This is a genomic window from Pseudoalteromonas sp. T1lg24, assembly GCF_002964745.1.
GTDB classification, from domain to species: Bacteria; Pseudomonadota; Gammaproteobacteria; order Enterobacterales; family Alteromonadaceae; genus Pseudoalteromonas; species Pseudoalteromonas spongiae.
Genome location: NZ_PQCB01000034.1, coordinates 192,322 through 217,375, shown reverse-complemented (window position 1 = coordinate 217,375; position 25,054 = coordinate 192,322). Strand labels below are relative to the sequence as shown.

Genomic DNA, 25,054 nt, shown 5'->3' with positions numbered 1-25,054 from the left:
TTAGGACAAAATCATGGCATTAACCCATCTTCAGCAACTCGAAGCTGAAAGTATTCAAATTATCCGCGAGGTTGCGGCTGAGTTTGAAAACCCTGTGATGCTTTACTCAATTGGTAAAGATTCATCGGTGTTATTGCACTTAGCGCGCAAGGCTTTTTACCCAGGCAAAATTCCTTTTCCACTACTGCATGTAGATACAGATTGGAAATTTCGCGAAATGATCGAGTTTCGTGACCGCTTAGCAAAAGAATACGATTTTGAACTAATTGTGCATAAAAACCCTGAAGGGATCGAAATGGGCGTTGGCCCATTTACCCATGGTTCATCTAAGCATACTGACATTATGAAAACCCAAGGCTTAAAGCAAGCGCTTGATAAGTATGGCTTTGATGCGGCATTTGGTGGTGCACGTCGTGATGAAGAAAAATCACGAGCAAAAGAGCGTGTGTATTCGTTCCGTGATAAAAATCACCGCTGGGATCCTAAAAATCAACGCCCAGAGCTTTGGAACAACTATAACGGCCAAGTAAATCCAGGTGAAAGCATTCGTGTATTCCCACTATCAAACTGGACTGAGCTTGATATTTGGCAGTACATCTACCAAGAAAACATCGAAATTGTGCCGCTTTACCTATCGGACAAGCGCCCTGTTGTTGAACGCGATGGATTACTTATCATGGTTGATGACGAACGTATGCCACTCCGTGAAGGCGAAGAGCCAGAGCTACGCTCTGTACGTTTCCGTACCTTAGGCTGTTACCCACTAACAGGTGCGGTTGAGTCTGAAGCAAATACCTTAACCGGCATCATTGAAGAAATGTTGTTATCAACATCATCTGAGCGCGAAGGCCGTGCAATTGACCACGATTCGTCTGGTTCTATGGAAAAGAAAAAACGTGAGGGCTATTTCTAATGTCGACAGCAAATGAAGTAAGAGAATTAGGTATTGAGCAATACCTATCGCGTCAACAAGATAAAAGCTTATTGCGTTTATTAACCTGTGGTAGCGTAGATGACGGTAAATCAACACTTATTGGTCGTTTGTTACACGACAGCCACCAAATTTATGAAGATCAGCTAGCTGCACTTCATAAAGATAACGAAAAAGTAGGTAATGCGGGTGAAGAACTAGACCTTGCACTACTCGTTGATGGCTTGCAAGCTGAACGTGAACAAGGCATCACCATCGACGTTGCTTACCGTTATTTTTCAACAAATAAGCGCAAGTTTATTATTGCTGATACACCAGGACACGAACAGTACACGCGCAACATGGTAACCGGTGCATCGACTGCTGATTTAGCGATTATTCTGGTTGATGCGCGCTACGGTGTGCAAGTGCAAACCAAACGTCACAGCTTTATTTGCGATTCGCTTGGTATTAAACAGTTTGTTGTTGCGATCAACAAAATGGATATCGTGGATTTTGATGAAGCCGTTTACAGCAAAATTCAGCAAGACTATTTAGACTTTGCAAAGCAACTTAATGTTGAAGACATTCGTTTTATTCCAATGTCTGCCTTAAAAGGCGATAACGTTGTAACACGCTCTGAAAAAACACCGTATTACACAGGCGCCCCGCTACTTGAGTTACTTGAAGACTCGCCTGCGGCAGCGGCTAATACCGAGTTTGAAGCACGTTTACCAGTACAACTAGTTACACGCCCCAACCTAAACTTCCGTGGTTTTCAAGGTACTTTAGTTGCGGGTGAATTAACGGTAGGTGAAGCAGTAAAAGCACTGCCTTCAGGCAAAACGTCTACAGTAAAAGAAATCGTAACCTTTGATGGTAATTTAGAGCGCGCAGAAGCCGGACAAGCCGTTACATTAACACTTAACGATGAAATAGATATCAGTCGTGGTGATGTTATTGTGCCAGCAAATAGTACGGCCAAGATTTCAAACCGCCTGCAAGCAAAATTAGTATGGATGCACGAAGCTCCGTTAGTACTAGGCAAAGAATACAATGTTAAGTTGGCAACTAAGAAAACAACTGCAAAAGTCGTTGCGATTGACCACACTATCGATGTTAACACGCTCGCACACGGTCAGGCAGACAGCCTACAGCTTAATGAAATCGCCATTGTTACAATTGAAATTGATGAGCAAGTGCTCGCTGACGCTTATGTTGCCAACCGTGAAACTGGCTCATTTATCTTGATTGATCGCCTATCAAACCTAACGGTTGCAGCTGGTATGATTGAACAAGTACTTGACACTGCCGATACACAACAAGCACCATCAAATTTTAGTGCCTTTGAAGTTGAGTTTAATGCATTAGTGCGTAAACACTTCCCTCACTGGCAAGCAATTGATATTTCAAAGCTATAAGTATGTATCAGCAAGTCAGCCTTAGCCTTATTATGTTCGTTTTAGTCGCCTGCCTATTTGGCACGCGACTAAAACCTGCGTGGGTTTTTGCTGGCGCAATTAGTGTAAGTTATTTAGCAGGTCTGATAGATTTAGAAGGCGTGCTAATTAACTTCACTAACCCATCTCTTATTACACTTGTGTTGTTGATTTTGATAAGTATTGGCATCGAAAAAACGGCCTTTGTTCGTAAACTGTCAACTTCCTTAGCAAAAGGAAGCTTATCAAAGTCAGTCACTAAGTTAGGCTTATCAACCGCCTTTTTATCGTCATTTACCAACAATACGGCTGTGGTAGCAAGCCTTATCTCTGCGGTAAAAGAAAACAAAACCCACGCCCCCTCAAAGCTATTATTACCTTTGTCATATACGGCAATACTAGGTGGCACACTCACTTTAATTGGCACGTCAACTAACCTTATTGTCAATGGCTTTGCCGTTGAAGCTGGTATGGAGCCTCTCGGCTTTTTTGACTTCACCTTGGTTGGTCTTGCGGTTTTAAGTGCCGGTTTAATTGCAATTTTGCTGCTGTTAAAATTTCTGCCCAATTATCAAGAAGCTGACGATGAAGTCACGCCGTTTTATCTCGAAGGTAAAGTAAAAGCGAGCTCTAAATTAATTGGCAAAACGGTTGAAGAGAACGGTTTACGTGAATTAAAAGATATTTTTTTAGCCGAGATTATACGCGGTGAAAAGCGTATTGCCGCAGTAACGCCAAAGCAAGTAATTAAAGCTGGCGACATTTTACTGTTTTCAGGTGACTTAAAATCGGTGCCATTATTGAAGCAGTTTGACGGATTAGAAGTTATTCACGATAAACACGAAATGGCGGTTGAACACTTTGTTGAAGTGGTTATCAGTCATAGCAGTTCGTTGGTTGGTCAAACACTAAAAGATGCTAACTTCCGTAAGGAGTTTAAAGCAGCAGTAGTGGCTATTCGTCGCGGCCACAGTCGTTTAGAAGGTAGCTTCGCCAATATTCAATTACAAGCTGGTGACAGCCTTATTTTAGCTCCGAGCAGTGATTTCCAATCAAACAAAAAGCTCAAACGCGAATTTGTTTATATCTCAGGCCTCGACTTACAAAGCCACCTTGATGAAAAACAGTCTCACTGTGTGTTTGCGGGTTTTATTGCTGTCATTGCACTCAGTATTTTCGACATTGTCCCGCTTGTTAAAGGCTTAATTGTATTATTAATTGCATTTATGTTGTGGGGCGTGGTTTCGGTTGGCGAAGTAAAGCGCCGTTTTCCACTTGAGCTTTTTGTTATCGTTGGAAGCGCCATAGGCCTTGCAAAATTGATGATCGACACCGGTGTGGCAACGCAAATCTCGGAATTTGTGCTAAGTCTAGTTGGTCAGTTTGGTCCCTACACCGCACTTGTGGTTATTTTCTTTTTGACCTTACTTTGTACAGAATTAATTACTAATAACGCGGCAGCTGCGCTTTCGTTCCCTATCGCCTATTCATTAGCGATTGGCTTTGGTGTTAGCCCACTGCCATTTATTATGGCGGTTGCATTTGGCGCATCTGCCAGTTTTATTTCGCCATTTGGTTATCAAACCAACCTTATGGTGTATAGCGCAGGCAACTATCAAATTAAAGATTACATCAAAGTGGGTGTTCCCATGTCGTTAGTATATTCAATTACTGCGTTGATCTTTATACCTATTGTTTTTCCATTTTAATTAACGGATTGTAGAACCCATTATGAGTGACGAAAATATTGTTTGGCACAACTACCATGTCGAAAAATCAGCACGGGTAGAGCAAAAAGGCCATAAGCCATGCATTTTATGGTTCACAGGTTTGTCAGGCTCAGGTAAAAGTACCGTTGCTAACGCACTAGAAACCGCTCTTCATGAAATGGGTATTCATACCTACTTACTCGATGGTGACAATGTGCGTCATGGCCTTTGTGGTGATTTAGGATTTAGTGATGAAGATCGTCAAGAAAATATCCGTCGCGTGGGCGAAGTTGCTAAGTTAATGGTTGATGCAGGGCTTGTTGTATTAAGCGCATTTATTTCACCATTCCAAGCAGAACGCAAAATGGTACGTGAGCTAGTAGAAGACGGTGAGTTTATTGAAGTTTTCCTAGATACCCCGTTAGCTGTGTGTGAAACGCGTGATCCGAAAGGACTTTATAAAAAAGCGCGTGCTGGTGAAATTAAAAACTTTACAGGTATTGATTCAACCTATGAAGCACCTGAAACACCTGAAATTACGCTTGATACCGGTGCAAATACAGTTGCCGATTCAGTTAACCAAATCATTGCTGCTTTAAAGCAACGCCAAATCATCTAAGTTATTTTTTCTCGACTTGTTGTAGCAAGTCGAGAAACTTCTTCTCTACAAAATCTTTTTCTTTTACTAGATGTGTTAATCGCTCTTCGGCTTCTAACAATTTTTGCTGTAATTTTTTAGCCTCACCGGCATCTGTATTATCTGCGCCTTGAGCCATTAATTGTTGAATAACTTGATCTTGCTCGGCCATTTGCTTTTTGTATTGCTGTAGCGCTCTTTTTAAATTGTTGTTTTCGTCATTACTTGAAGTTGTGGAGGCGTTTGATGTTAATTGCACATATTCTCGTTCTAATTGTTCAAACTGCTCGCTAATTTTTTTGTTTTCTTTGGTTAAACGCTCAACTGTGTCGTATTGAGAGTAAAGTTTTTCACGGGTAATTTTTAGCTTTTTCACACTGGTGTCTAAATCACCTTTCAGCTTATGAATTAATTTATGCGCCTTTTTTAAACGCGCATTCAAATCATCCATTGACGCTTTTTCTTCTTTACTGATGTGATCTGATGTCGATGCCTTAATATTTGCAAGTTGATTTTCTAGCCCTTGTTGCACACGAATTAACGCATCGAGCGTATCGCGGTTATCAGCGCTGTAATTAAGCGCCATCTCAATTGAATCTTGATATTCTGCGATCAATTTATCGTCGATATGCGAGCCATTGCCACCCACTTTATGTGCAAATTTTCTAAACTCTCGAAGGATCAGCCATAAAATAACAAACCAACCCAAAAGAATAAGCAAACCTAGGTCCAGCGCGAGTATTTCTAAAACTTTGAATGAGGTTAAACCTGGGATATTCATAACTTCTCCAGTAAGACAGTGAGTTAAGTATAGTCTTGATTATTTTTTGCGACTATACTGAATAAATTATCTACAACTGCAGATGTTAATTTTGAGAATACTTGTTGTAGACGATAGCAAAGCGACCCTTGAAATTGTGAGACGCTCGCTTGAAGGTTTTGGTTATCGTCACCTTTCAATAAAAAAAACAAATAATCCGATTGATGCCCTTTCCATCATTGGGCAATGGCAACCTCATATTTTACTGACTGATTGGAATATGCCCGAGCTCAGCGGAATTGCATTAATTCAGGCGATTCGTAAAAAGCAGCTAAAAACGCAAATCGGTATGATCACCACCATCGACGATACAAAGCAACTCGCACAAGCGCAAAAGGCGGGGGCTGACTTTGTACTCAGCAAACCATTTGATGATCAAGAGCTTTACGAAAAACTATTGCCTTTGGTGCAAGGCGCTGAGCAAAGCGAAATTATACTGGACGAGATAGAAGAGCTCTCAGAGGGATTGGCACTGCCTAATCTAGCTCAACTCGAAAAAAGCTTAGTAAAGCTCACCTCAAACGAGCTAACAATTAACACTATCAAAGCACAGGTATTTGATGAATCTAAACTGCCTTGTATTATGGCGGTATTTGAAGACTGTGAAACACAAAAAGTACGTTCTGTGGCATTACTCGATATTTATGCCGCGTGCACCTTGGCAAAAAGCAACCCAAACGTAACAAATGGACATATTCAACGCGTTATTAAAACCAAACGCCCAAGTAAGTATGTGATGGAAACCAGTCAACAGATACTGCAAAAGGTCGCTGTTGCATTTCTTGATCACCAAAGCCGAAAAAGTTTACGCTTAAAAAGTACTAACTTTATAGACCAATCCTTTCCCAAATTAGAAAGTCTCTACAAGACGCCCGCTAATAGGCGACTTGATATCTCGATACAAATCCCCCCTTTGGCTCAAGGTCGAGTAACCATAATTGGTTTTTAAGCATTGCAAAATGCAACGCAAAACTAAACCCCAAAAAATAATCATAGAAAATTCATAACCTTAAATTAGGCTCATTTCTTGAACAGGCTATTTACGATTGTGAAGAAGGACGTTTTCTATGAAACACATTGCCTGTATTTTATGTAGCCTTATGCTCATCGCCTGTGGTGGTGGCTCAAGCGATACACCTGAATCTATTCCAACCCCAGTGTCGGTTAAATCAAATAAGCTTATCGATAACCCTGTTGATGAAAATGCTAACTTCGCTCAATTTCAACAGCATAAAGTCGAAATTAATCTGCAAGAGCTTACCTTAAATGGTAACAACATCTTCATCAAAGTATATGTTGATGCAGAGCAAACGCTATTTTTGGGCAAAGTACCAGAACAACACGTTTTCTCAATCCACGTACCTAACAAGGTTAAAACTATTAAATACGATATTTTTTCGGATTTTAGTGATGATGAGCAGGTAACTGGGGAGATTTCATTATGAAAATCAGTATCCTATTATTTCTTTTTATAAGCTTCCAGACATTTGCGGTGGAATCAGTAAAACTAGCCGATACCATCAAACAAGGTTACGGCTACATTGACCTTTTTAAAGCACAACAAAGCACTAATAACCTAACGGTAGATGACTTAGAATCACTACGTAATGCGCATGGCAACAAACTTGTATTTGCAGTAGATATAAACGAAGCGGCAAATGGCACTGAAAAAGCATCAACCCAAGGCGTTACTGTCGATACGGTCGAACTTATCGTTGTACGAAATGGCAGTGAGTCTCGTTACAATGAGTTTTATACACCAACCACCAGCCTAGTTGCCGCGATTAGCGAAACTTCCCGTACTTTTCGCTACACCATGATCGGTGAATCGGGCTCATCACGCATTACCGGCGCCACGCTGAATGACATCACTTCGGAGTTTGATAGTTTACTTACTATTTTGGTACCTGACTCAATAGCTAATGCAGACGCTATTTTTCTTGCCGTAAGATTACAACAAACCAACAAATCACTTGGCGATCCCGAGGCATTTTATGATTATACGGGCGGTTACGAAGATATCGCGGTTGTTAACCCTTATGATGCTCAAGTATTAACTGAGCTAGCTCCTGGTGTCGATGAAGCTCCCTTAGTAGTCGCACAATCGCAAGTAGAACAAACCGTTGATTCATGGGTATATTATCCTAGCAGTGCGTCATATTTTGTGGTTGCTTATGAAGATCAGTACCCCAATCGCGGTGATTACGATTTTAATGATTTGGTAATTGGTTATCGCGTTGGCTTTGGTGTGTCAAACTCACAGGTCGTTTCTGTGATTGGCGTTGGTTATATGATCGCCCGAGGCGCCTCGGCTAATCACGATTGGTATCTACACGTACCTTTCAGTGACTATGTGTCGGGCAACGCGCAAGTTAACCTATTTAAACCAGGAAGTTCCGAACAAGCGATTGGTTACCCACAGCTGCAAGCGGTGAATGGAAACCTAAATTTAAGACTATTTGAAAATACCAAAGCGTTGATGAAAGTTGAAGGCTCTGATTTTGCGAATACATTGAGTGAGCAAACGCCGATTCTAGGCCACAAGTTCAGCTTTTCATTTGACTTGGACTCACCACTTAGTTTCGATGCTATTCCAGCTGCACCTTATGACCCTTATTTGCATGTGCTGACAACAGGCTATGAAATTCATCTTTCTGGCAATACAGCCCAACTTTCTCAGTCAACCAATAGCGGCAGTTTTAATAGTGAGTATAAAGACCAACTTGGCTACCCTTATGCGTTGGTATTCCCTGATCAGTGGTTGCCACCGCTTGAATATACAGATTTGGGCGAAGCCTATAGTACGTTTTTAGACTATACCAACAATGGTAGTAGCCAGAACGAAACTTGGTATATGTCCCCTACAACCAACAAAACCAAATCACTTCCTACCTCATTTTGGAAATGGTAAAACAAAAAGGGCGCCGTAAGGCGCCCTTCTACATCTCAAATCAACTGATTAGAACATCCAAGATGTTGGATTCTCGATTGGCTCGTTTTTGTCCAGCGCTTTAAGCCCTTTAACACAACGTACAATTAGCCATACAAGATAAAATAGAATGATTGCGAAGCCGATTACAACAACAGAAAGAATTGTTCCAATCACAACATACAATAAACCAATCCAGAACGTACGGATTTGATACTGATAATGTGTTTGTAGCCATTCTGGTGCATCTTTTTTATTAACATATGCCATGATCACGCCGATCAAACCTGTAATACCTAAAATAATACTCGCTAGGTAAAGTACATAGTTAATCTTAGCGCCATTTTTTGCCGACGCATCTTGCTTTTCGTTAGTTTCAACTACCTGGTCAGTCACCTTTTATCTCCTTATGATGAACTTATTTGTTGCCAGAATGCTTAATTTACAAGCATCTGAAATTATTGCAATAAGAGAATCACTGGGCGGAGCTGTTAAGATAAAAAACTATCTGAAAAACAGTAAACTATAAATCTACTGCTTACTTGTATTGATATACAGACAACACATAATTTAGCTTTGTTGCACTGTACATGCGTGGCGTTATTGCAACAACTAAAGGCAGCAATACAGCCTGCCTTAGTCGTAACTTAATTCAAGCTTGCCTTGATAGTACTCACATCAGACAAATTTAGTTATTAAATCAACAGCGCGTATTGACCCAAATGGTCTTTTTTATGCTTGTTCTCGCTATACATGTGTAACAAATTATTTGTTATGACCCAGCACTAAAAAATTAACCTTTTTGCTCCTTTTTACATTTTTAACTAAATAACCTAAGACAGTCGGATTGATTTAAATGGCGAACGGAATTTAATTGCAAAATAAGCAACAATGTAGATGTGAATACCTATGTTTTACTATGCAACTTGTTAATCGATTACTTTTTAAACAGAAAATTCCTACATACTTGGTTACAGCACATAATAGTTTTCAAACACTCTTATGAAAATTTTAAGTTACCTTTTCAGTGCACTTTACCCAACGCCACATTAAAGGACACGAAAATGAAAACACTATTAATCACAGCAGGAATCGCACTACTCTCATTAACTAGCGCACCATCTTCAGCACATAGCAAGCAAGTAGTTACAACAGACTCTTCAGCAGATTCAAGCCTTTGCGCTGCAATTATTAAAGATAAACCAGTGGTTATTACAAAACGCTTAAAGCAAGCGAGATTACGTAAACATCAAGCTAAAGAGGTGCTATTTTGTAATGGCCTTTCTCTTTCTGAATTTGCACAAAAGCACAATTCATACAAAGCAATTGCGCACTTAAGACTTGAGCCAAGCCAAGAACAACTTGCAAACAACAATATTGTAAAATAAATGTTAAAAAGCTTCTTGCTTTTGTAAAGCAACATAACTAATCTTAGTTATGACATCCCAATCCAATAACTAAAAGGCGAGCAATTAATGTTTGCCTTTTGCTTTTTTAGCCACCGTTAAGATAGCATAGCTAAATACAGCTTACAGAAGTCTTGATATGCTTGATTTAAATACCCTTTACATTGTTAGTGGCGTTGTTTTATTACTCTCGTGGTTTATTAGTTTTCAAGTTTGGCGAGAAAATAAAAGCGTCGATGGGGCGTTTACCAATCTGCTTTTACCGAGCTTAATGTTACTAGCTCTGTTTAGTTACTCTCTTTATTTATATCGCGTTATCGATATAAAAGCGGGTATTGCAAGTTTAATCATTCTTAGCTGCTCGATATTAAGTATTCATTGCCTGCAGCGTTTTTTTGCGATTAACAGTATCGCTATAAAGCTATTTAACCTGGTGACTGTCTGCTGCATCATCATGTTTTCTTGGTACACCTATGGCGAATCAAATGCACACAATCGATTACTAATATTTAACCTTCAGCGGTTTCTTGAAGGCGTTATGATCCTATGGATTATGTTCACAATGGATACGTCCAATCACCGCTTCTCTAAACATATCTATTTATGCCACGCGCTTATTTTCATTACCGTTTACCCAATTCGTACGTACTACCTTATGCCGCTAGGCACACCCGAATTATTTAAACATGAATGGTTTGCGATAGGAGCTATGGTTACGGGCATTGTCAGCCCATTACTTTACGCACTAGGTATGGCCTATTTGTGCAGTGAACGAAAAGCTCTTCACTTTTCAGTCCTAAAAGATAAAGCCCAGCAAGATGCGGAGCTACGTGGTTTATTCTTAAGTACCATGAGTCATGAAATAAGAACCCCACTTAACGGCATTATGGGTAGTGCTCAATTAATTTTAAACCAATCACCTAGCGCCAAAGTGAAGCCTTATTGTGAAGCAATCATCAATTCATCAGAATCACTCAACTTACTAATTGGCAAAGTACTTGATTACGCACGTTTAGAACAAAATGCTGAAACAGGAACAGAGGAAGACATAGAGCTAACACCTTGGTTAGAAAACTTATGCTTGTTATATCGCCCTCTCGCCCAACAAAAACGCATAGATTTCAAGCTCAACAATAACTTACCGAAAAAAGCGTGCTATTACTTTGACCAACAAAGCGTGCGCCAAGTACTGATTAATTTACTCGGTAACGCGATTAAATTTACCGACACAGGCCAAGTTACACTGTCGGTTGAAGTTCTTTCTAAAGCACCTCTAGAGCATATTGTAAGATTTACCGTAACAGATTCAGGCCCAGGCATTGCGGCATCAGAAATTGAACAATTAAAAGAACCTTATGTACAAAGTGATGCTGGAAAAATAAAAGGTGGAACTGGCCTTGGATTAGCAATAAGTGAGCGATTACTTAATAAAATGCAGAGCGAGCTCAATATTGAAAGTACACTCGATTTAGGTAGCCGTTTTAGTTTTGATATTCGCTTTAGTCTTGGCGAGCTAAGCCTTGTTGAACAAACCAAAGAAAAAGCCGATACACTAACTGGGTTATCTGTGTTACTAGTTGAAGATCTTCCGTTAAATCAAAAGCTCGCAATTGAGTTTATGGCAATGGATCAACACCAAGTCACACTGGCAAGTTCCGGTGAAGAAGCAATTCAAATACTACAACAACAGGCATTTGACCTAGTGTTACTCGATATGAATTTACCTGATTTCTCAGGTCAGGAGGTTGTAAAGAAACTAAACGACATTGACCATATCAATTCTCACACGCCAATTTTAGCGTTTACCGCTAGCTTAAGCCCGGACGAGGTAAAAGAGTATTTAACGCTCGGCATCAAAGATATTGTCGGCAAGCCAATTAAACTCGAAAAGCTGCGCCAAGCCATTTTTAACTCGCAACAACAGTCTTTTTCGCAAACCAGCCAGAATGTCGAAGACATATTATTTGATGCAAGCGCAGCACAAAGCCTGAGTGCATCTTTTGCGCAAGAAGAGTTTAATGCCATTTACGATGAATTTATTATGTCGCTACGCGACAAACTGGCGCGCTGCGAAACAGGTTTTGAAAAACAAACTGATGAAACAATTCGCACCTTACATCGCTTAGCCAGTACGGCATTACAACTAGGCTTTAACCGTTTCGGATTGGCACTAAAACAAAGTGAACGAGACTTACTAAATAACAAGTTAATATTTGATAACGAATATTTAAAACAACTTTGGCAGCAAAGCTTAACAAGTTATTTAAAGTATGCACGCGAGCAACTATAAACAGCAAAATCATTTAAATTCAAAGAATTAAAATGGCTTAAATATAAAATAGATATAAAAACGAGCAAGAAAGAGTTGCGTGTTCGCCACGGCTTCGCCACGCTAGGCATCGACTAATAATCATATAAGAAAATGTTATGACTCAATCTTGGTTTGCTGTTTCTGCACTTATCAGCATCGCCTTTTCAGGCGCACTCAGTGCATCCACGCTATACAACGATGGCCCATATCTGTTTTATAACAATAATAAAGTTGAACGCATTGATATCGTTGCCAATAAAAAAACGGTGTCAGAGTACAATGGCCCACTCACAATAACGCCAACCTTTAACGCAAATCGCATCGACAACTTTCAGGGCGTCGAAAAGATTGCGGCAATCAGTGATATCCATGGGCAGTTTGATATTTTCAAAACTTTATTAGTGAATAACAAGGTTATCGATCAATCTCTAAATTGGTCTTTCGGTAAAGGGCATTTGGTGATTACCGGTGATATTTTTGACCGTGGCGACACAGTTACTGAGGCACTGTGGTTAATTTATAAATTAGAACAACAGGCATTAGCAGCGGGCGGAAAACTTCACTACCTGCTAGGTAATCACGAATACATGGTACTACGTGATGATCAACGATATTTGCACCCGAAATATGTGCATGCAGTATCGCACTTTAATAACGACTTACGTCAGCAATACAGTAACAAAAGCGTATTAGGCCGCTGGCTGCGCAGCAAGTCGACGATCATTAATATCAATGGTTTTATTTTTCTACACGGCGGCATTCACCAAGACTTCTTAGATCTTAAACTGAGCTTAGAGCAAGCTAATAGTGAGTTTCGTCAAACCATTGGTTTAGGCAAAAAAGCGTTAAAAGAAAACCCAACATGGCTAACACTACATGGCAGTAACGGCCCTATTTGGTACCGCGGCTACTTTAGAGATGACGCGCTCAACGATACACAAGTCGATGCCGTTTTATCACAACTTAATGCCAAAAAGGTTATTGTAGGACATACCTCAATGCCAACCATTGAAACACGCTTTAACAGCAAGATCATCGCGATTGATAGCTCAATCAAGCGAGGAGAAAAAGGCGAAATATTGCTTTGGCAAAATGGCGAATTCAAACGTGGTTTAATGTCGGGCGAGCAAAAGCCATTGCAATAAGCTTGCGCGAATTTATAAATATGGCAAGATGTTAAGTCATCCTAGGCCTTAAGGCTTTTTATTTGAGTTCAGGTATTTACAAACATACTCAAGTGTTAAGAGTGGCAAAATGAATTTAGCGAACATCAACAAAACAAAAAAATGGCTCACACTACCCAGCACTTTGTTGCTAGCGCTAAATTCATCATTTTTAACAGCCAGTGAGGACAATGACTTATTTAGCCTCTCATTAGAACAACTGCTCAATGTCGAGGTCTCTTCTGCGTCTCTAACAAAAGAGACACTGAGTGAAGTGCCTGTTCCGGTCACCGTAATTACCGCAAATATGATTTCGCAATCAGGTGCTCGCAACATTAAAGATTTGCTCGTCACCTATGTGCCAAACATCACCCATGTTGAAGATCAAAATGAACCTAACATTGCAGCTCGTGGGGTATTTACGTCTTCACAACAAAAAATATTGTTTTTAATTGATGGCCACAGGCTAAACAGCCGAAGCTACTCAATGGCATCACCCGACTACGCCATTAGCCTCGACAAAATAAAACAAATAGAAGTGCTAAGAGGGCCGTCGAGTTCAATTTATGGCAATGTGGCGCTCACAGCCACCGTTAATATCATTTTAAAATCAGCTACAGAGCTCGAAAACTCAAAACTAGCCGTAACTGTCGGGAATCAAGGACATAAACAAGCTAGTTTAACCTATGGTAAACAGGGTGATAGCTGGGATTTACTGGCATGGGCACAAGTGTTTTCCGCAGAAGGTGAAACACACGCAATCTCCCCACAAGACAATTACTCACCCAACCCGATTGTTGATGCAGAAGCGAACCTAGGTGCTTATCAAGACACCAATACATATGATATTGGCGCTAAACTTAACTACCAAGATTGGCGCATTTTCACCAACACTAGACGCTCACATTATGTTGAACCCTTTACAACGGGCGGCCTTAGTGGTGAAGGTTATGTGTATGACAAGATCCGTAAATACCAAGGTACGGGACCAGGCTTTAGTTACACCGCATCACACTTCAATGTAAATCACAGCGATACTTTATTTGATTGGCAGTGGCATCAAGAGCTTTATTTTGATCAAAATGAAGTCGATACGGTGGTAGTAACACAGCCAACAACCAATAATGCCCTTCGCGTTTATTGGCAGGAGCGCTCTTCAGGGCTACTAACTCACCTCAGTAAACGTATTGGTAAATGGGATTATTTGGTCGGTTTACAGCTAGATCATATGAAAGTAACCGATTCTGATTTCAAGGCATCGCTAAATGGTGATGATTACCTTCCGGCTGACCAGCAAACACCACTGTTAAAAGAAAGCAGCGAATCAATTTATTCAGTATTTGCACAAGTTAAATACCGATTGTCAGAACGTTGGCTAGCAAACGCAGGTGCAAGGTACGATCAAAAAAATCGTACTGGCAGCGATAATATTGACGATTTTAGCCCGCGTTTGGCGATTATTTACCAAGGGGAAAACGGCTATAATTTTAAAGCGTCTTATGCCACTTCATTTGTCGACGCAACCTATTGGAACCGCTTTAGTACCTTAAGCTCATTTCGTGGTGCGCAAACACTTAAACCCGAAAAGCTCGCCTCATTACAACTGACACCTAGCATAAAGCTACCTGAACATCAGTTTTATGGCGCCGTTAACGTATTTTACAATCAGCTTGATGACTTTATCTTTCGCGATAACTATGCTGGTGCAAATGAACCCAATTATTCTAATGCCGGCGAGTTAACAACTTGGGGCGTAGAGTTAGAATCTCGTATTACCAAGCGTAATATTACATGGCATGCCACTTTGGGTTATCAAGCGGTTATTGACTCTGAACGTTTTGCCACGAGCGGTGATGATATTAATAATGTACCTAGCATCACGGCAAACTTAGTTACCAGCTGGCCAATTTTTGAAGATGCAAATGCGAGTCTCACTGTGCGCTACATTGGTGAGCAAACATCACCCATTCATATTATTTCGAATGGCCAAGAAATTAGCGATCCTTATCCAAATCAAGGTGCTAATTTCAATGCGCCTAATTATAAAGTCGATGACGTTATATTACTCAACGCAGCTCTTGATTATCAGTTAAGTAACAGCCTAAACCTAGCATTAACTGCGCATAACTTATTGGATGCCGAGTATCAGCAAGGGGGCACAACATTACACCCATACCCGCAGGCAGGGCGCAATGTTCGCGCAACATTGAGTTATGAGTTTTAACTCACCAAGATTTAGAAAACAGCCATTAGCCACCATCACCAGCTGATACACTGCCCGACGCCGCAATAGCTGCTGTTGTCGCCGCCGTGGTTGCTGCAGTGGCAGCTGCATTACCCGCAATAGTTCCGCTTACAGACGCTGCGTGATTACCGACATCGATAATACATGTGCCGTAACCCAAGCCTTTTAGCGAATTAGTCCATATCTGTTCACCTGTGGCTTTATCTAAACAGAATAAGTGACCAGAGGAAGACGCGTACACCTTGGTATTATCACTGCTTACTACAGTGATTGTGCCTGATTTTAACTTTTTACGCCAAAGCTCACTGCCATCGTCTTTATTAATTGCAACGACATGCCCATTAATACCCAAAATAAGATAATTCATAAACCCTCCGTTTAGTGTTAATACCAGCTTGCGTGATTTCATTAAAAAAGCAAAGACCATTCAACACTGCCATTCCCCACTCATCATTAAATCTGTTATTTCATGTTAAAAAACGTTAAATTGAAGCCAGTTAAACAGGAGATGCAATTATGGAACAGTTTGATATTACGATAATAATTGGCTTAGCCGTCGTATTTATTATTTTAGCCCTAGGGGTGAAAATGGTGCCACAAGGCTACACCTACACGGTAGAGCGTTTTGGTAAATACACCCGTACTTTACCGCCAGGCCTACAGTTAATTATCCCATTGGTAGATACCATTGGCCGTAAACAAAATATGATGGAACAAGTACTTGATGTACCACCACAAGTAGTCATTTCATCAGACAACGCACAAGTTACTACCGATGCAGTATGTTTCTATCAAGTACTTGACCCAGTTAAAGCATCGTACGAAGTAAATGACTTAGAACGCGCTATGCGTAACCTAGTAATGACCAATATCCGTGCAGTTCTTGGTTCGATGGAGCTTGATGAAATGCTTTCGAACCGCGATAAGATTAATGGCTCACTGCTGGTAAAAGTAGATGAAGCAACCGATCCTTGGGGTGTAAAAGTAACCCGCATCGAAATCAAAGATATTGCACCACCAATGGACTTAGTGGATGCCATGGCTCGCCAAATGAAAGCCGAGCGTGAAAAGCGCGCCAGTATTTTAGAAGCTGAAGGTGAACGTGAAGCATCAATTAAGGTTGCTGAAGGCCAAAAGCAGGCTGAAATTTTAAAAGCTGAAGGCCAATTAGAAGCAGCTAAACGCGAAGCCGAAGCACGTGAACGTTTAGCGGCAGCAGAAGCCGAAGCAACTCGCTTAGTATCTGATTCAATTCAAAATGGTGACTCGCGCGCAATTAATTATTTCATCGCACAAAAGTACATGGAATCACTCGGTAAATTAGCCGAATCAGATAACAACAAGGTAATGATGATCCCACTAGAAGCAAGCAATATGCTCGGGTCGATTGCTGGTGTTGCTGAAATTGCAAAAGAAGCGTTTGGCAAGAAATAAACTATACAAACATGTATACTTAACAACAGCACAGCTTGCCGCTGTGCTGTGTTTTAGGAGCAGTTATGATTTCGGAACTATTAAATAATTTAGAACCATGGCACTGGTTATCACTCGGCTTATTGCTGCTTGGTGCCGAAGCATTAGGTGCATCTGGTTTTTTACTCGGTACGGCCATTGCTGCTTTTTTGCTTGCGATTATTAACGCGTTATTTGCAGAACTAAGCTGGCAAACACAAATTATTTTGTTTGCACTGTCTGCGCTTGGCTTTTCTATCGCATACTGGAAATACTTTAAAGAATTTAACAACCGTTCTGACCACGGCCCACTGAATCAACGCGCAGCCAGCCTGATAGGCCGCGAACTGGTAGTTGAGCACGACTTAAGCGGTGGACATGGCCGTATTCAAATAGGCGATACGTTTTGGAGAGTGACATTTGAAGGTCAGATAAATAAAGGCAGCCGTATCAAGGTTGTCGATGCTGATAGCATGTGCCTGCAAATTACTACAGTTAACTAAACTAACCTGCACTCGGGATAAATTACATTTCGTGAACAAAATACGATTGGCAAAATTTATTGCCGATGCTGGCGTGTGTTCAAGACGCCAAGCTTCTCGCTTAATTGACGATAAATGTGTGCTCGTCAATGGTCGCCCAGCAAATCATATTGACCATGTTGATGCCAGTGATGTTATTGAGGTCAACGGTCAGCAGGTTAAAGCGCTTACGACAAAATCCTATTTCGCGATTTATAAGCCGATTGGCGTTGACTGCAAGCTTATTGAGAGCGATCCCACTAGCCTAGTGCATTTACTGCCAAAACAAATCAGGCTGTTTCCAATCGGACGCTTAGATAAAGACTCTCACGGCTTATTACTGCTTACAAATGACGGAGAGCTGTGCCAACAACTCAATCATCCTGACTTTGATAAAGAAAAAGAGTATATCGTCACCACGAGTAAACCTATTACCGATGAGTTTTGTCAGCAAATGATGAGTGGCGTGCCTGTAAAAGGCGTTATTACCCGCCGCTGTGAGGTTGAGCAAATCAACGAAACCCAATTTCGTATTATATTAACGCAAGGGCTAAACCGTCAGATCCGCCGCATGACAAAATATTGTGGTAATTATGTGGTTGATTTAAAGAGAGTAAGAATAGCAAGTTTATCTCTTGCCGAGCTTAATCTTACACCCGGCAAGTACTGTGAAATAACAAAAGCCCAGATTACTTCCTGAATCGAACATACATATAAAGACTTGCTATCAAACCACCCGGTAGTAACGCTTTTTCCATACCATTCATCGCTAGATAAGCCATAGTGCCAATAAAAAATACTGTCGTTACAATTACGTCTAAGTATTCCCAAGAAAGCTCTAAAAATTTATTGGTATTCATAACAATTCCTTGCTGTTGTGCTAAACCAAATCAGGGGTTGATTCAAACATTAATAAAAAAGAGTAAGCTTTATATAAGCTGGGTGTAGCTTAGATTTTTTGGCCGAAAAAACTTTGATCTAGAATAAAAAATAGACGAGCTAAGAAAAAAATAAGCCGCAAAACTTGCGGCAAATCAACAATAGCATTGTGTGGAAAATATGTAGCAATGAGCGAGCTACAAAACAGAGTATAAAACAGTTATAAAAAACTGCCTGCGACATAATGTCGCACTTTTAATGAATTTTTTTCACATCCATAGCAATTCACCGACCTAGCCTAGCAATACCTGTTACTATGCTATTTTGTTGATTAAGGTACTTATTAATGCTTTGGGTCTTCTTTACTGTGTTAGCAGCATTTATGCAAACGTTTCGCAATGGCCTGCAAAGTAAGTTAAGTAAAGATGTCAGCACCCTCGGTGTAACCTTAGCGCGTTTTTTATTTGCCACTCCGATAGCGCTTATCTACCTTGTTTTGCTCTATCAATTTGAGCCAATCGCTCACCCCGAGTTTAACCGTCAATTCATAAGTTATGTTGCCATTGCTGCGGGCATGCAAATCATTGCGACAGCACTTATGGTGGTTTTATTTAAACAACAAAATTTCGCAATTGGTGCTGGGCTGGCAAAAAGTGAGGCGCTTGTTGCCGCTATATTAGGTGCATTATTTTTTGGTAGTGCACTTACACCGCTCGGTTGGTTTGGCGTGTTGATTGGCGCTTTGGCAGTATTTGTTTTAAGTGGATTAAGGTTCAATCAAGGCTTTCAATTAATAACCGTGCTGATTGGTTTGAGCTGCGGCAGCGCATTTGCTTTAACCTCTCTTTCAGTACGTGAAGCCAGTATTGCCCTTGATTTACCATTCCCACACAGCGCTGCATGGGTATTACTCTGGGTATTAACACTGCAAAGTATCATTTTAATTGCGCACATTGCGATAAAAGAAAGGCATACATTTAGCAAATTAAAACAGCACTTGCCCACCACATTCGCTATAAGTGTAACGAGTTGTATTGGTTCAATCGGCTGGTTTAGTGCAATGAGTTTACAGTACGTCGCGTATGTTAAAACGTTGGGGCAAATAGAAGTACTGTTTACTATTTTACTTGCGATATTTTGGCTAAAACAAAAACCGAGCAAAAATGAGTTGCTCGGTTTAATCCTCATTGCCCTCGCTGCTATTTTAGTAATGTGGCAATAGCAAGTTAGAGGGCAGCTAAATCAATAAGCTAAATAACCAATTTTTCGCCAGCAGATAAACCCGAGATAATAATCACCAGATTATTATCAAGCTGCTGACCTAAACGCACAAATCGCTCACTTACTTGATTGTTTTCCAATACCGACACTTTTGATAACTGACCAAATTGCTGAATATATCGCTTATCAATTGCGATAACATCGCGTGTGGCCTTATCAATACCCACTTTGGCATACATTCCAGGCATCAAACCCGAACCATCAAGATTATCACCCGCTAAATCGAGTTTAACTTCAAAGCTGCGAGCTGCGCTGTCAGCAAGCGGCACAATTTCACTGATCCGCGCAGTTCTTACTTGCTGTAATGCCGATAGTTCCACTTGCAACGCTTGACCTAAGGCTAGGGTTACCGCTTGGCTTTCAGGAATATAACTACTAATTTGAATACTGCTCGGATTGTAAAGCGCTACAACGGCTTGCCCCGGATTCACTAAATCCCCCGGTTCAACCATACGATCAACCACTTTACCTGCTATCGGTGCAATGATCTTGCTGTAAGCTAGCGTTACATTAGCTTGATCACGCTGCTGCTCGTAACTTAGTTTAGTTGCTCGTAATTGATCAAATGTAGACTGCACAGAGTCCAGATCATTAACAGAGATCAACCCCTGCTCACGAAGCGCTTTATTACGCTTTAATTGTAACGACGCTTGCGTTAACTGAGCCGAAACGGCTTCAACCTGCGCTTCAATTTGACGCACTTGCGCTTTGAGATCTTGGTTGTCTAACTCAGCAATCACATCACCTGCTTGCACCATATCGCCAGCACGAACATTTACTGAGGTCACATTTGCTAAAATACGACTCGCTACTTGTGTGTTTTGCTTTGCGATAAGGTTGGCTGGTAACCAAAGCCTATCGGTATATGCGTAGGGTTCAATAGTGATAGTTTGCACATTTTGTAATTGAGGCGATGCGGTACTCGGCGCAATTTTGTCGCTGAAACCACCTGCCATCATGATGATCATTGCCACTAACGCGAGAATCGCAACAATCGGAATTAATAACGTTTTTTTTGTCATGATTTATTGCTCCTGAGCGTCTTGCGCGCTGTTTTTTGTGTCGTCGAAAACCAGATAGTAAACAGCAGGCACAATGATCAAACTGAATAAGGTAGAGAAATAATGCCAAAGATAATTGCTAGCGCTAAACCACTAAATACGGGGTCAAGAATAATCACTAAATTACCAAGTAATGTGGTACCAGCCGTGAGCAATACTGGGCGCATGCGCACACTGCCTGCCATTAATAGCGCTTCTTTTATCGCAGCACCTTGTGCACGTGCAGCACTTATAAATTCAACCAAAATAAGTGAATTGCGAACCACAATACCGGCCAACGCTATCATGCCAATCATCGCTGTTGCGGTAAACAAAACAGGTTCTGGGCTCGCTGCAATCTCTCGCTCACCAAACTGATTCATTAACCAAAAACCCGGCATAATACCAATTACTGTCAGCGGAATAGCCGACATAATAATACCCGACAATGCATAAGAACCAGTTTGTAAGCGTAAAATAAAGAAGATCCCCGTGAGTGCAAAGGCAAACGCGATACCCATATCTCTAAATACGCGCGCGGTTATTCTTAGCTCGCCTTCACCACTCCACGTAAGCCAAGTGCCTTTTGGAATTGACCATAACTCACCACCACCGTTATTAAGATAATGACGATCTTGCCAAGCAACATGGTTTGTTTGCTGATCGTTAAGTTGTTCACGTTGGTCAGCATTAATATCTGCGACTACTTCCGCAGGCGTGCGACCATTTAACTCGGCGGTGACATAAATCACTGACTGTAAGTCTTTACGGTAAATAGGCTGAGTAACGTTCAACGTTTGGTACTGGCCTAATTCACTTAAGGCAACTAATGGTTGCGGTGCAGCTTCTAAACCAAGACCTAAATCGGTTTGCGCAATGCCCTCTCGGCCACGAATATACAGACCATCAAGCTCACTAGCTTGGTTGCGCGTTTGATAAGGTATGCGTAATTTTATTGCCAGAGGCTCAGCTTCATATTGATTGGCGATACTGCCCGCCTCTACGCCGAATCCTGCAATCATTAATGTGCGTTTAATATCTTCCGTTGCGATACCAGAAAGTGCGGCTTTTTCTTTATCTACCACAAAACGATTAATCTGTTGCTTTGCCTGCATTGTGGTATCAACCTCCACTACATGTGGCTCACTTGCCAAACGCACCGCGATATTGCGTGCCGCTAATTGTTGCTGTTCGAGTGCAACAAATGGGTCACGATATACTTCGGCAACTAACGTTGATAACACCGGTGGGCCAGGTGGTACCTCAACAACTTTTACATTCACGCCATCTTTATTAAATGGCGCAAGTAATTCTCGTAAGCGCAAGACGACACCATGAGATTGATGTTCTCGTTCACTTTTATCTACCAGCAATACGCGTATTTCAGCGAGGTTTTCTCTCGTACGCATATAGTATTGGCGAACCATGCCGTTGAAGTCGATTGCACTGGGCTCACCGACATAAACGGCAACCGCTTTAACTTCCGCAACACGCTTTACTTGTTGAGCAATTTCGCTAGAGAGTGCTGCACTTTGCTCTAAACTGGCTGACTCAGGTAAATCGATAAGTATTTGCACTTCATTTTTATTATCGAAAGGCAATAATTTGAGCGGCACAGTGCGAAAAACAGGTAGTAATGCACTGGCAATGAAAAGCCCCAGCGTTAACCATAATGCTGTTTTGGCACGCGATTTCGACGCTAGAATTGGCGTTAAAATTTTATGGTAAAGGTCGCCACTATTACTGCTTTCTTGTTGTTTTGTTGAATCTTTAAGTAATTTACTTGCCAACCACGGGGTGACGAATAACGCAACCAAAGTAGACACAATCACACTAACTGGCACATTAAACGCCATCGGTGCCATATAAGGCCCCATCATGCCGGTAATAAAGGCCATTGGCACAAACGCCAACACTATCGATACTGTAGACATTATTAGAGCGGGGCGAATTTCGCTCATTGCGGCCACTATCTGACTCGTTTTACCGTCGCCTTTTAGCATAAAACGTTTAATGTTATCTATGCCGGTAATTGGGTCATCTACCAGCAAACCCAGTGATAAAATCAGCGCAAATAAGGTGACTCGGTTAATGGTGTAACCAAAGGCCATATCCAAAATAAGTGTTAAGCCATAACAAATCGGCACAGCTAAACCAACAACAATGGCTGGTCGCCAACCTAAAAAGACTCCGATAAATACCACCACGGTAAATACTGCAAATGCTAATGACGAAACAAGGTTATTAACCTTTTCATTTGCCGTTTCGCCATAGTCTCTCAATACTGCAACATTGACATGTTTGGGTATCAACTGCCCTTTTAACACATCAATACTTTCTAGTACTTTGTTGGCAAGGTTAACTGCATTGCTGCCTGCTTGTTTCGCAATACTAATCGTCACCATAGGGTGATCGGCTAAATTGGCACTTGCCTCGCTATACCACTGATAACTTGTTGCTTCGCTTGGTCCATCTTGAATCGTTGCAACATCCGATAAATACACGGGCTTACCATTTATAACGTTAACTACTAAATGATTTAATTCATCGCTTTGTCTGAATACATCACCCACCTCAAGCACTACAGATTCGCTATTCGATACCTGCACACCAACCGCTGCTAATTGGTTTGATACGTTAATCGCGTTATAAACATCCATTACGGTTGTATTAAAGGCAGCAAGATTAGTGGTATTTAAGTAAACTTGCACGCTGCGCTGGCGACCACCAATAACCTTTACTTCAGAGGTATCGTCTATCGCTTGTAAGTGAGTTGAAACTTCTTGTGCAATGCGGCGTAATTCATAATCATCATAAAGTTGCGGCTGCTCACTCCATAAGCCGAGCATCATAATAGCTACATCATCCACTTCAATTGGTTTTACTTGCCAATTCGCCACTATATTCGGCATAGAATTTTGATTGGCATACAATTTATTGTAAGTGTTTAAAATCGCTTTTTCGCGGTCTTCACCTACATAGAAACGCAACGTAACGGTTGTTCCACCGGTTTGTGTTACTGAGTAAACATGTTCAACACCTGGCACTTGCGCCAACAGTTTTTCAAGGGGAATAGTTACTTGTCGTTCCACTTGATTGGCATTGATATTTGGCACCGATACCAGAATATCCAACATAGGTACCACTATCTGTGGCTCTTCTTCTCGCGCGGTGAATTTAAGCGCTAACAAGCCACTTAACAAAGCGAAAATAAAAATCACCAGTGGAATACGCCCTTGCAGTGAACTTGCAACTAAACGATCAATTGGGTGTGATGTGCTCATGACCCTATCCTTGCTATTCAGGCTGACAAAACATATCGTAAAGCGCGCTTAACATGGCGCTCACTCGCGGATCGACGATACGATAATAAATAGTTTGCGCTTCTCGACGCGTCTCTACTAAGCCCGAGTTACGTAAACTCGCTAAATGCTGTGACAATGCAGATTGCGCCAATGGTACAGCTTGATTCAACTCGCTAACACTTAGCTCACCTTGATTTAATGTACACAAGATCATTAAGCGATTTTTGTTTGCCATCAATTTTAAAAACTGCTCTGCTTCTGCTGCATTTTCAAGCATTTTGTCCATATCTAACATCATAGGCGTCAATTCTTTATTCTCAAATTTGAGCAAAGTATAAGCTGTTATATTAGAAAAGTCTAATATTAGAATTTACTAATTTAGGTTTTTCTAATATATTTAAATGCAACTCCACTTTTAAGTAGGTTATTCGAATGAAAGTAAATGATGCACTAAGATTAATTGCCGGTGTGATGCTGATAGTGTCACTGTTACTAACGCACTTTGTGCACCCTAACTGGATCTTTTTCACGCTATTTATCGCTGTTAATTTATTACAGTCAGCGTTTACTAAGTGGTGCCCAATGATGACGATACTTCGTAAATTTGGCTTGGAGGATTAACTGTGCTGAAGACTATTCCAGATCTTATTAAACTTGCATCTGAACATGTTGTAAAAATGGATGCTGCACAAGCAAAAAGTGAAATAGCCAAGAACAATGGCTTACTTATTGATGTGCGTGAACCCGCTGAACACGCAATTAAAAATGCAGTAGGTGCTATCAATATTCCCCGTGGCGTGCTCGAAATGAAGTTGATTGAAATTGAAAAAGACGCAGAACGACCAATTTACTTGCATTGTGCAACGGGCGGGCGTGCTACTTTAGCGGCAGAACAACTGCAACGTATTGGTTATAACAAGGTAACAGTGATCAGCTGCAAAGCTGAAAATGTATGTGAGACTTTTTGCTAAAGCATAAAAAAGGCTTCCGATTGGAAGCCTTAATTT

Annotated in this window: 23 protein-coding genes and 1 pseudogene; 17 read left to right on the top strand and 7 right to left on the bottom strand. The window is 41.0% G+C overall.

All coding sequences use genetic code 11. The features are described 5' to 3' along the window. Positions 1 to 13 precede the first annotated feature (13 nt). Genes cysD through cysC form a run of 4 tightly spaced genes read left to right on the top strand, consistent with a single transcriptional unit; the run spans position 14 to position 4,677 of the window. Entirely contained in the window at positions 14 to 913 is a 900-nt protein-coding gene (gene cysD / locus C2M30_RS20470; RefSeq protein WP_105173138.1) for a sulfate adenylyltransferase subunit CysD, read from the top strand. Next, positions 913 to 2,331, top strand: a complete 1,419-nt coding sequence (cysN, locus tag C2M30_RS20465; protein ID WP_105173137.1) for a sulfate adenylyltransferase subunit CysN — start codon at positions 913 to 915, stop codon at positions 2,329 to 2,331. Before cysD ends, cysN begins: the two co-directional genes overlap by 1 nt. A 2-nt stretch (positions 2,332 to 2,333) precedes the next feature. Next, positions 2,334 to 4,058: an SLC13 family permease gene (locus C2M30_RS20460; RefSeq protein WP_105173136.1), complete on the top strand. Its 1,725-nt coding sequence runs from the start codon at positions 2,334 to 2,336 to the stop codon at positions 4,056 to 4,058. 22 nt (positions 4,059 to 4,080) lie between these two features. After that, on the top strand, positions 4,081 to 4,677 hold the full coding sequence (gene cysC, locus C2M30_RS20455; protein ID WP_105173135.1) for an adenylyl-sulfate kinase: 597 nt from the start codon (positions 4,081 to 4,083) through the stop codon (positions 4,675 to 4,677). Position 4,678: 1 nt separating this feature from the next. Here cysC and C2M30_RS20450 read toward each other — a convergent pair whose 3' ends face one another. Next, positions 4,679 to 5,476, bottom strand: coding sequence for a chromosome partitioning protein ParA (locus tag C2M30_RS20450; protein WP_105173134.1), 798 nt, complete (start codon positions 5,474 to 5,476; stop codon positions 4,679 to 4,681). Positions 5,477 to 5,558: 82 nt separating this feature from the next. On the opposite strand from C2M30_RS20450, the gene C2M30_RS20445 reads away from it, so the two are divergent. From C2M30_RS20445 to C2M30_RS20435, 3 genes are all read left to right on the top strand, one after another. Then, the gene (locus tag C2M30_RS20445) at positions 5,559 to 6,464 is read left to right on the top strand and encodes a response regulator (protein WP_199775916.1); all 906 of its coding nucleotides are present in this window, start codon (positions 5,559 to 5,561) and stop codon (positions 6,462 to 6,464) included. 118 nt (positions 6,465 to 6,582) lie between these two features. Then, positions 6,583 to 6,960, top strand: coding sequence for a hypothetical protein (locus C2M30_RS20440; protein WP_105173133.1), 378 nt, complete (start codon positions 6,583 to 6,585; stop codon positions 6,958 to 6,960). Continuing rightward, positions 6,957 to 8,426: an LruC domain-containing protein gene (locus tag C2M30_RS20435; protein WP_105173132.1), complete on the top strand. Its 1,470-nt coding sequence runs from the start codon at positions 6,957 to 6,959 to the stop codon at positions 8,424 to 8,426. Before C2M30_RS20440 ends, C2M30_RS20435 begins: the two co-directional genes overlap by 4 nt. 48 nt (positions 8,427 to 8,474) lie before the next feature. Here C2M30_RS20435 and C2M30_RS20430 read toward each other — a convergent pair whose 3' ends face one another. Further along, positions 8,475 to 8,840, bottom strand: a complete 366-nt coding sequence (locus tag C2M30_RS20430; RefSeq protein ID WP_010561467.1) for a DUF4870 family protein — start codon at positions 8,838 to 8,840, stop codon at positions 8,475 to 8,477. Between the two features lie 668 nt (positions 8,841 to 9,508). Between C2M30_RS20430 and C2M30_RS20425 the strand changes: the two genes are divergently transcribed. The 4 genes from C2M30_RS20425 (at position 9,509) to C2M30_RS20410 (ending at position 15,548) form a co-directional block, all read left to right on the top strand. After that, complete coding sequence (locus C2M30_RS20425; RefSeq protein WP_054978254.1) at positions 9,509 to 9,832, top strand: DUF3718 domain-containing protein; 324 nt, start codon at positions 9,509 to 9,511, stop codon at positions 9,830 to 9,832. A gap of 157 nt (positions 9,833 to 9,989) precedes the next feature. Beyond that, on the top strand, positions 9,990 to 12,140 hold the full coding sequence (locus tag C2M30_RS20420) for a response regulator (RefSeq protein WP_105173131.1): 2,151 nt from the start codon (positions 9,990 to 9,992) through the stop codon (positions 12,138 to 12,140). 137 nt (positions 12,141 to 12,277) lie between these two features. After that, positions 12,278 to 13,306: a metallophosphoesterase gene (locus C2M30_RS20415; RefSeq protein ID WP_105173130.1), complete on the top strand. Its 1,029-nt coding sequence runs from the start codon at positions 12,278 to 12,280 to the stop codon at positions 13,304 to 13,306. A gap of 109 nt (positions 13,307 to 13,415) precedes the next feature. Further along, positions 13,416 to 15,548 (top strand): TonB-dependent receptor plug domain-containing protein, encoded by a 2,133-nt coding sequence (locus C2M30_RS20410; protein WP_105173129.1) that lies wholly within the window; start codon positions 13,416 to 13,418, stop codon positions 15,546 to 15,548. 25 nt (positions 15,549 to 15,573) lie between these two features. On the opposite strand, the gene C2M30_RS20405 is transcribed toward C2M30_RS20410, so the two are convergent. Then, complete coding sequence (locus C2M30_RS20405) at positions 15,574 to 15,936, bottom strand: outer membrane protein assembly factor BamB family protein (protein WP_100914568.1); 363 nt, start codon at positions 15,934 to 15,936, stop codon at positions 15,574 to 15,576. A gap of 149 nt (positions 15,937 to 16,085) precedes the next feature. Here C2M30_RS20405 and C2M30_RS20400 point away from each other — a divergent pair, with 149 nt between their 5' ends. From C2M30_RS20400 to C2M30_RS20390, 3 genes are all read left to right on the top strand, one after another. After that, positions 16,086 to 17,003, top strand: a complete 918-nt coding sequence (locus tag C2M30_RS20400; RefSeq protein ID WP_105173128.1) for an SPFH domain-containing protein — start codon at positions 16,086 to 16,088, stop codon at positions 17,001 to 17,003. Positions 17,004 to 17,068: 65 nt separating this feature from the next. After that, positions 17,069 to 17,524, top strand: coding sequence for an NfeD family protein (locus C2M30_RS20395; RefSeq protein WP_105173127.1), 456 nt, complete (start codon positions 17,069 to 17,071; stop codon positions 17,522 to 17,524). 46 nt (positions 17,525 to 17,570) lie between these two features. After that, entirely contained in the window at positions 17,571 to 18,242 is a 672-nt protein-coding gene (locus C2M30_RS20390; protein WP_105173126.1) for a pseudouridine synthase, read from the top strand. Here the strand turns inward: C2M30_RS20390 and C2M30_RS21580 are convergent. Continuing rightward, positions 18,232 to 18,402, bottom strand: a complete 171-nt coding sequence (locus C2M30_RS21580) for a hypothetical protein (RefSeq protein WP_157813518.1) — start codon at positions 18,400 to 18,402, stop codon at positions 18,232 to 18,234. The two genes, C2M30_RS20390 and C2M30_RS21580, sit on opposite strands and share 11 nt — an antisense overlap. A gap of 365 nt (positions 18,403 to 18,767) precedes the next feature. On the opposite strand from C2M30_RS21580, the gene C2M30_RS20385 reads away from it, so the two are divergent. Further along, the gene (locus tag C2M30_RS20385; protein ID WP_105173125.1) at positions 18,768 to 19,643 is read left to right on the top strand and encodes a DMT family transporter; all 876 of its coding nucleotides are present in this window, start codon (positions 18,768 to 18,770) and stop codon (positions 19,641 to 19,643) included. A 28-nt stretch (positions 19,644 to 19,671) separates the two neighbouring features. Here C2M30_RS20385 and C2M30_RS20380 read toward each other — a convergent pair whose 3' ends face one another. The 3 genes and pseudogenes from C2M30_RS20380 to C2M30_RS20370 all read right to left on the bottom strand — a co-directional run bounded on the left by C2M30_RS20380 (position 19,672) and on the right by C2M30_RS20370 (position 24,345). Next, on the bottom strand, positions 19,672 to 20,724 hold the full coding sequence (locus tag C2M30_RS20380) for an efflux RND transporter periplasmic adaptor subunit (RefSeq protein ID WP_105173124.1): 1,053 nt from the start codon (positions 20,722 to 20,724) through the stop codon (positions 19,672 to 19,674). Between the two features lie 3 nt (positions 20,725 to 20,727). Further along, positions 20,728 to 24,026 (bottom strand): annotated as a pseudogene (locus C2M30_RS20375) (efflux RND transporter permease subunit). A 13-nt stretch (positions 24,027 to 24,039) separates the two neighbouring features. Next, the gene (locus tag C2M30_RS20370) at positions 24,040 to 24,345 is read right to left on the bottom strand and encodes an ArsR/SmtB family transcription factor (RefSeq protein WP_054978265.1); all 306 of its coding nucleotides are present in this window, start codon (positions 24,343 to 24,345) and stop codon (positions 24,040 to 24,042) included. Positions 24,346 to 24,479: 134 nt separating this feature from the next. On the opposite strand from C2M30_RS20370, the gene C2M30_RS20365 reads away from it, so the two are divergent. Both C2M30_RS20365 and C2M30_RS20360 read left to right on the top strand, forming a co-directional pair. Then, a complete protein-coding gene (locus tag C2M30_RS20365; protein WP_010561454.1) occupies positions 24,480 to 24,668 on the top strand; it encodes a YgaP family membrane protein in 189 nt (62 codons plus the stop codon). A gap of 2 nt (positions 24,669 to 24,670) precedes the next feature. Then, positions 24,671 to 25,018: a rhodanese-like domain-containing protein gene (locus C2M30_RS20360; RefSeq protein WP_105173123.1), complete on the top strand. Its 348-nt coding sequence runs from the start codon at positions 24,671 to 24,673 to the stop codon at positions 25,016 to 25,018. The last annotated feature ends 36 nt before the right edge of the window (positions 25,019 to 25,054 follow it).

Bases quoted from the DNA above. Each gene is read 5' to 3' on its own strand.
- C2M30_RS20395 (WP_105173127.1), top strand. From the start codon at position 17,069: ATGATTTCGGAACTATTAAATAATTTAGAACCATGGCACTGGTTATCA.
- C2M30_RS20380 (WP_105173124.1), bottom strand. From the start codon at position 20,724: ATGACAAAAAAAACGTTATTAATTCCGATTGTTGCGATTCTCGCGTTA.
- C2M30_RS20425 (WP_054978254.1), top strand. From the start codon at position 9,509: ATGAAAACACTATTAATCACAGCAGGAATCGCACTACTCTCATTAACT.
- C2M30_RS20435 (WP_105173132.1), top strand. From the start codon at position 6,957: ATGAAAATCAGTATCCTATTATTTCTTTTTATAAGCTTCCAGACATTT.
- C2M30_RS20460 (WP_105173136.1), top strand. From the start codon at position 2,334: ATGTATCAGCAAGTCAGCCTTAGCCTTATTATGTTCGTTTTAGTCGCC.
- C2M30_RS20405 (WP_100914568.1), bottom strand. From the start codon at position 15,936: ATGAATTATCTTATTTTGGGTATTAATGGGCATGTCGTTGCAATTAAT.
- C2M30_RS20445 (WP_199775916.1), top strand. From the start codon at position 5,559: ATGTTAATTTTGAGAATACTTGTTGTAGACGATAGCAAAGCGACCCTT.
- C2M30_RS20440 (WP_105173133.1), top strand. From the start codon at position 6,583: ATGAAACACATTGCCTGTATTTTATGTAGCCTTATGCTCATCGCCTGT.
- cysC (WP_105173135.1), top strand. From the start codon at position 4,081: ATGAGTGACGAAAATATTGTTTGGCACAACTACCATGTCGAAAAATCA.
- C2M30_RS20420 (WP_105173131.1), top strand. From the start codon at position 9,990: ATGCTTGATTTAAATACCCTTTACATTGTTAGTGGCGTTGTTTTATTA.
- C2M30_RS20385 (WP_105173125.1), top strand. From the start codon at position 18,768: ATGCTTTGGGTCTTCTTTACTGTGTTAGCAGCATTTATGCAAACGTTT.
- cysD (WP_105173138.1), top strand. From the start codon at position 14: ATGGCATTAACCCATCTTCAGCAACTCGAAGCTGAAAGTATTCAAATT.
- C2M30_RS20400 (WP_105173128.1), top strand. From the start codon at position 16,086: ATGGAACAGTTTGATATTACGATAATAATTGGCTTAGCCGTCGTATTT.
- C2M30_RS20365 (WP_010561454.1), top strand. From the start codon at position 24,480: ATGAAAGTAAATGATGCACTAAGATTAATTGCCGGTGTGATGCTGATA.
- C2M30_RS20370 (WP_054978265.1), bottom strand. From the start codon at position 24,345: ATGATGTTAGATATGGACAAAATGCTTGAAAATGCAGCAGAAGCAGAG.
- C2M30_RS20450 (WP_105173134.1), bottom strand. From the start codon at position 5,476: ATGAATATCCCAGGTTTAACCTCATTCAAAGTTTTAGAAATACTCGCG.
- C2M30_RS21580 (WP_157813518.1), bottom strand. From the start codon at position 18,402: ATGAATACCAATAAATTTTTAGAGCTTTCTTGGGAATACTTAGACGTA.
- C2M30_RS20415 (WP_105173130.1), top strand. From the start codon at position 12,278: ATGACTCAATCTTGGTTTGCTGTTTCTGCACTTATCAGCATCGCCTTT.
- cysN (WP_105173137.1), top strand. From the start codon at position 913: ATGTCGACAGCAAATGAAGTAAGAGAATTAGGTATTGAGCAATACCTA.
- C2M30_RS20410 (WP_105173129.1), top strand. From the start codon at position 13,416: ATGAATTTAGCGAACATCAACAAAACAAAAAAATGGCTCACACTACCC.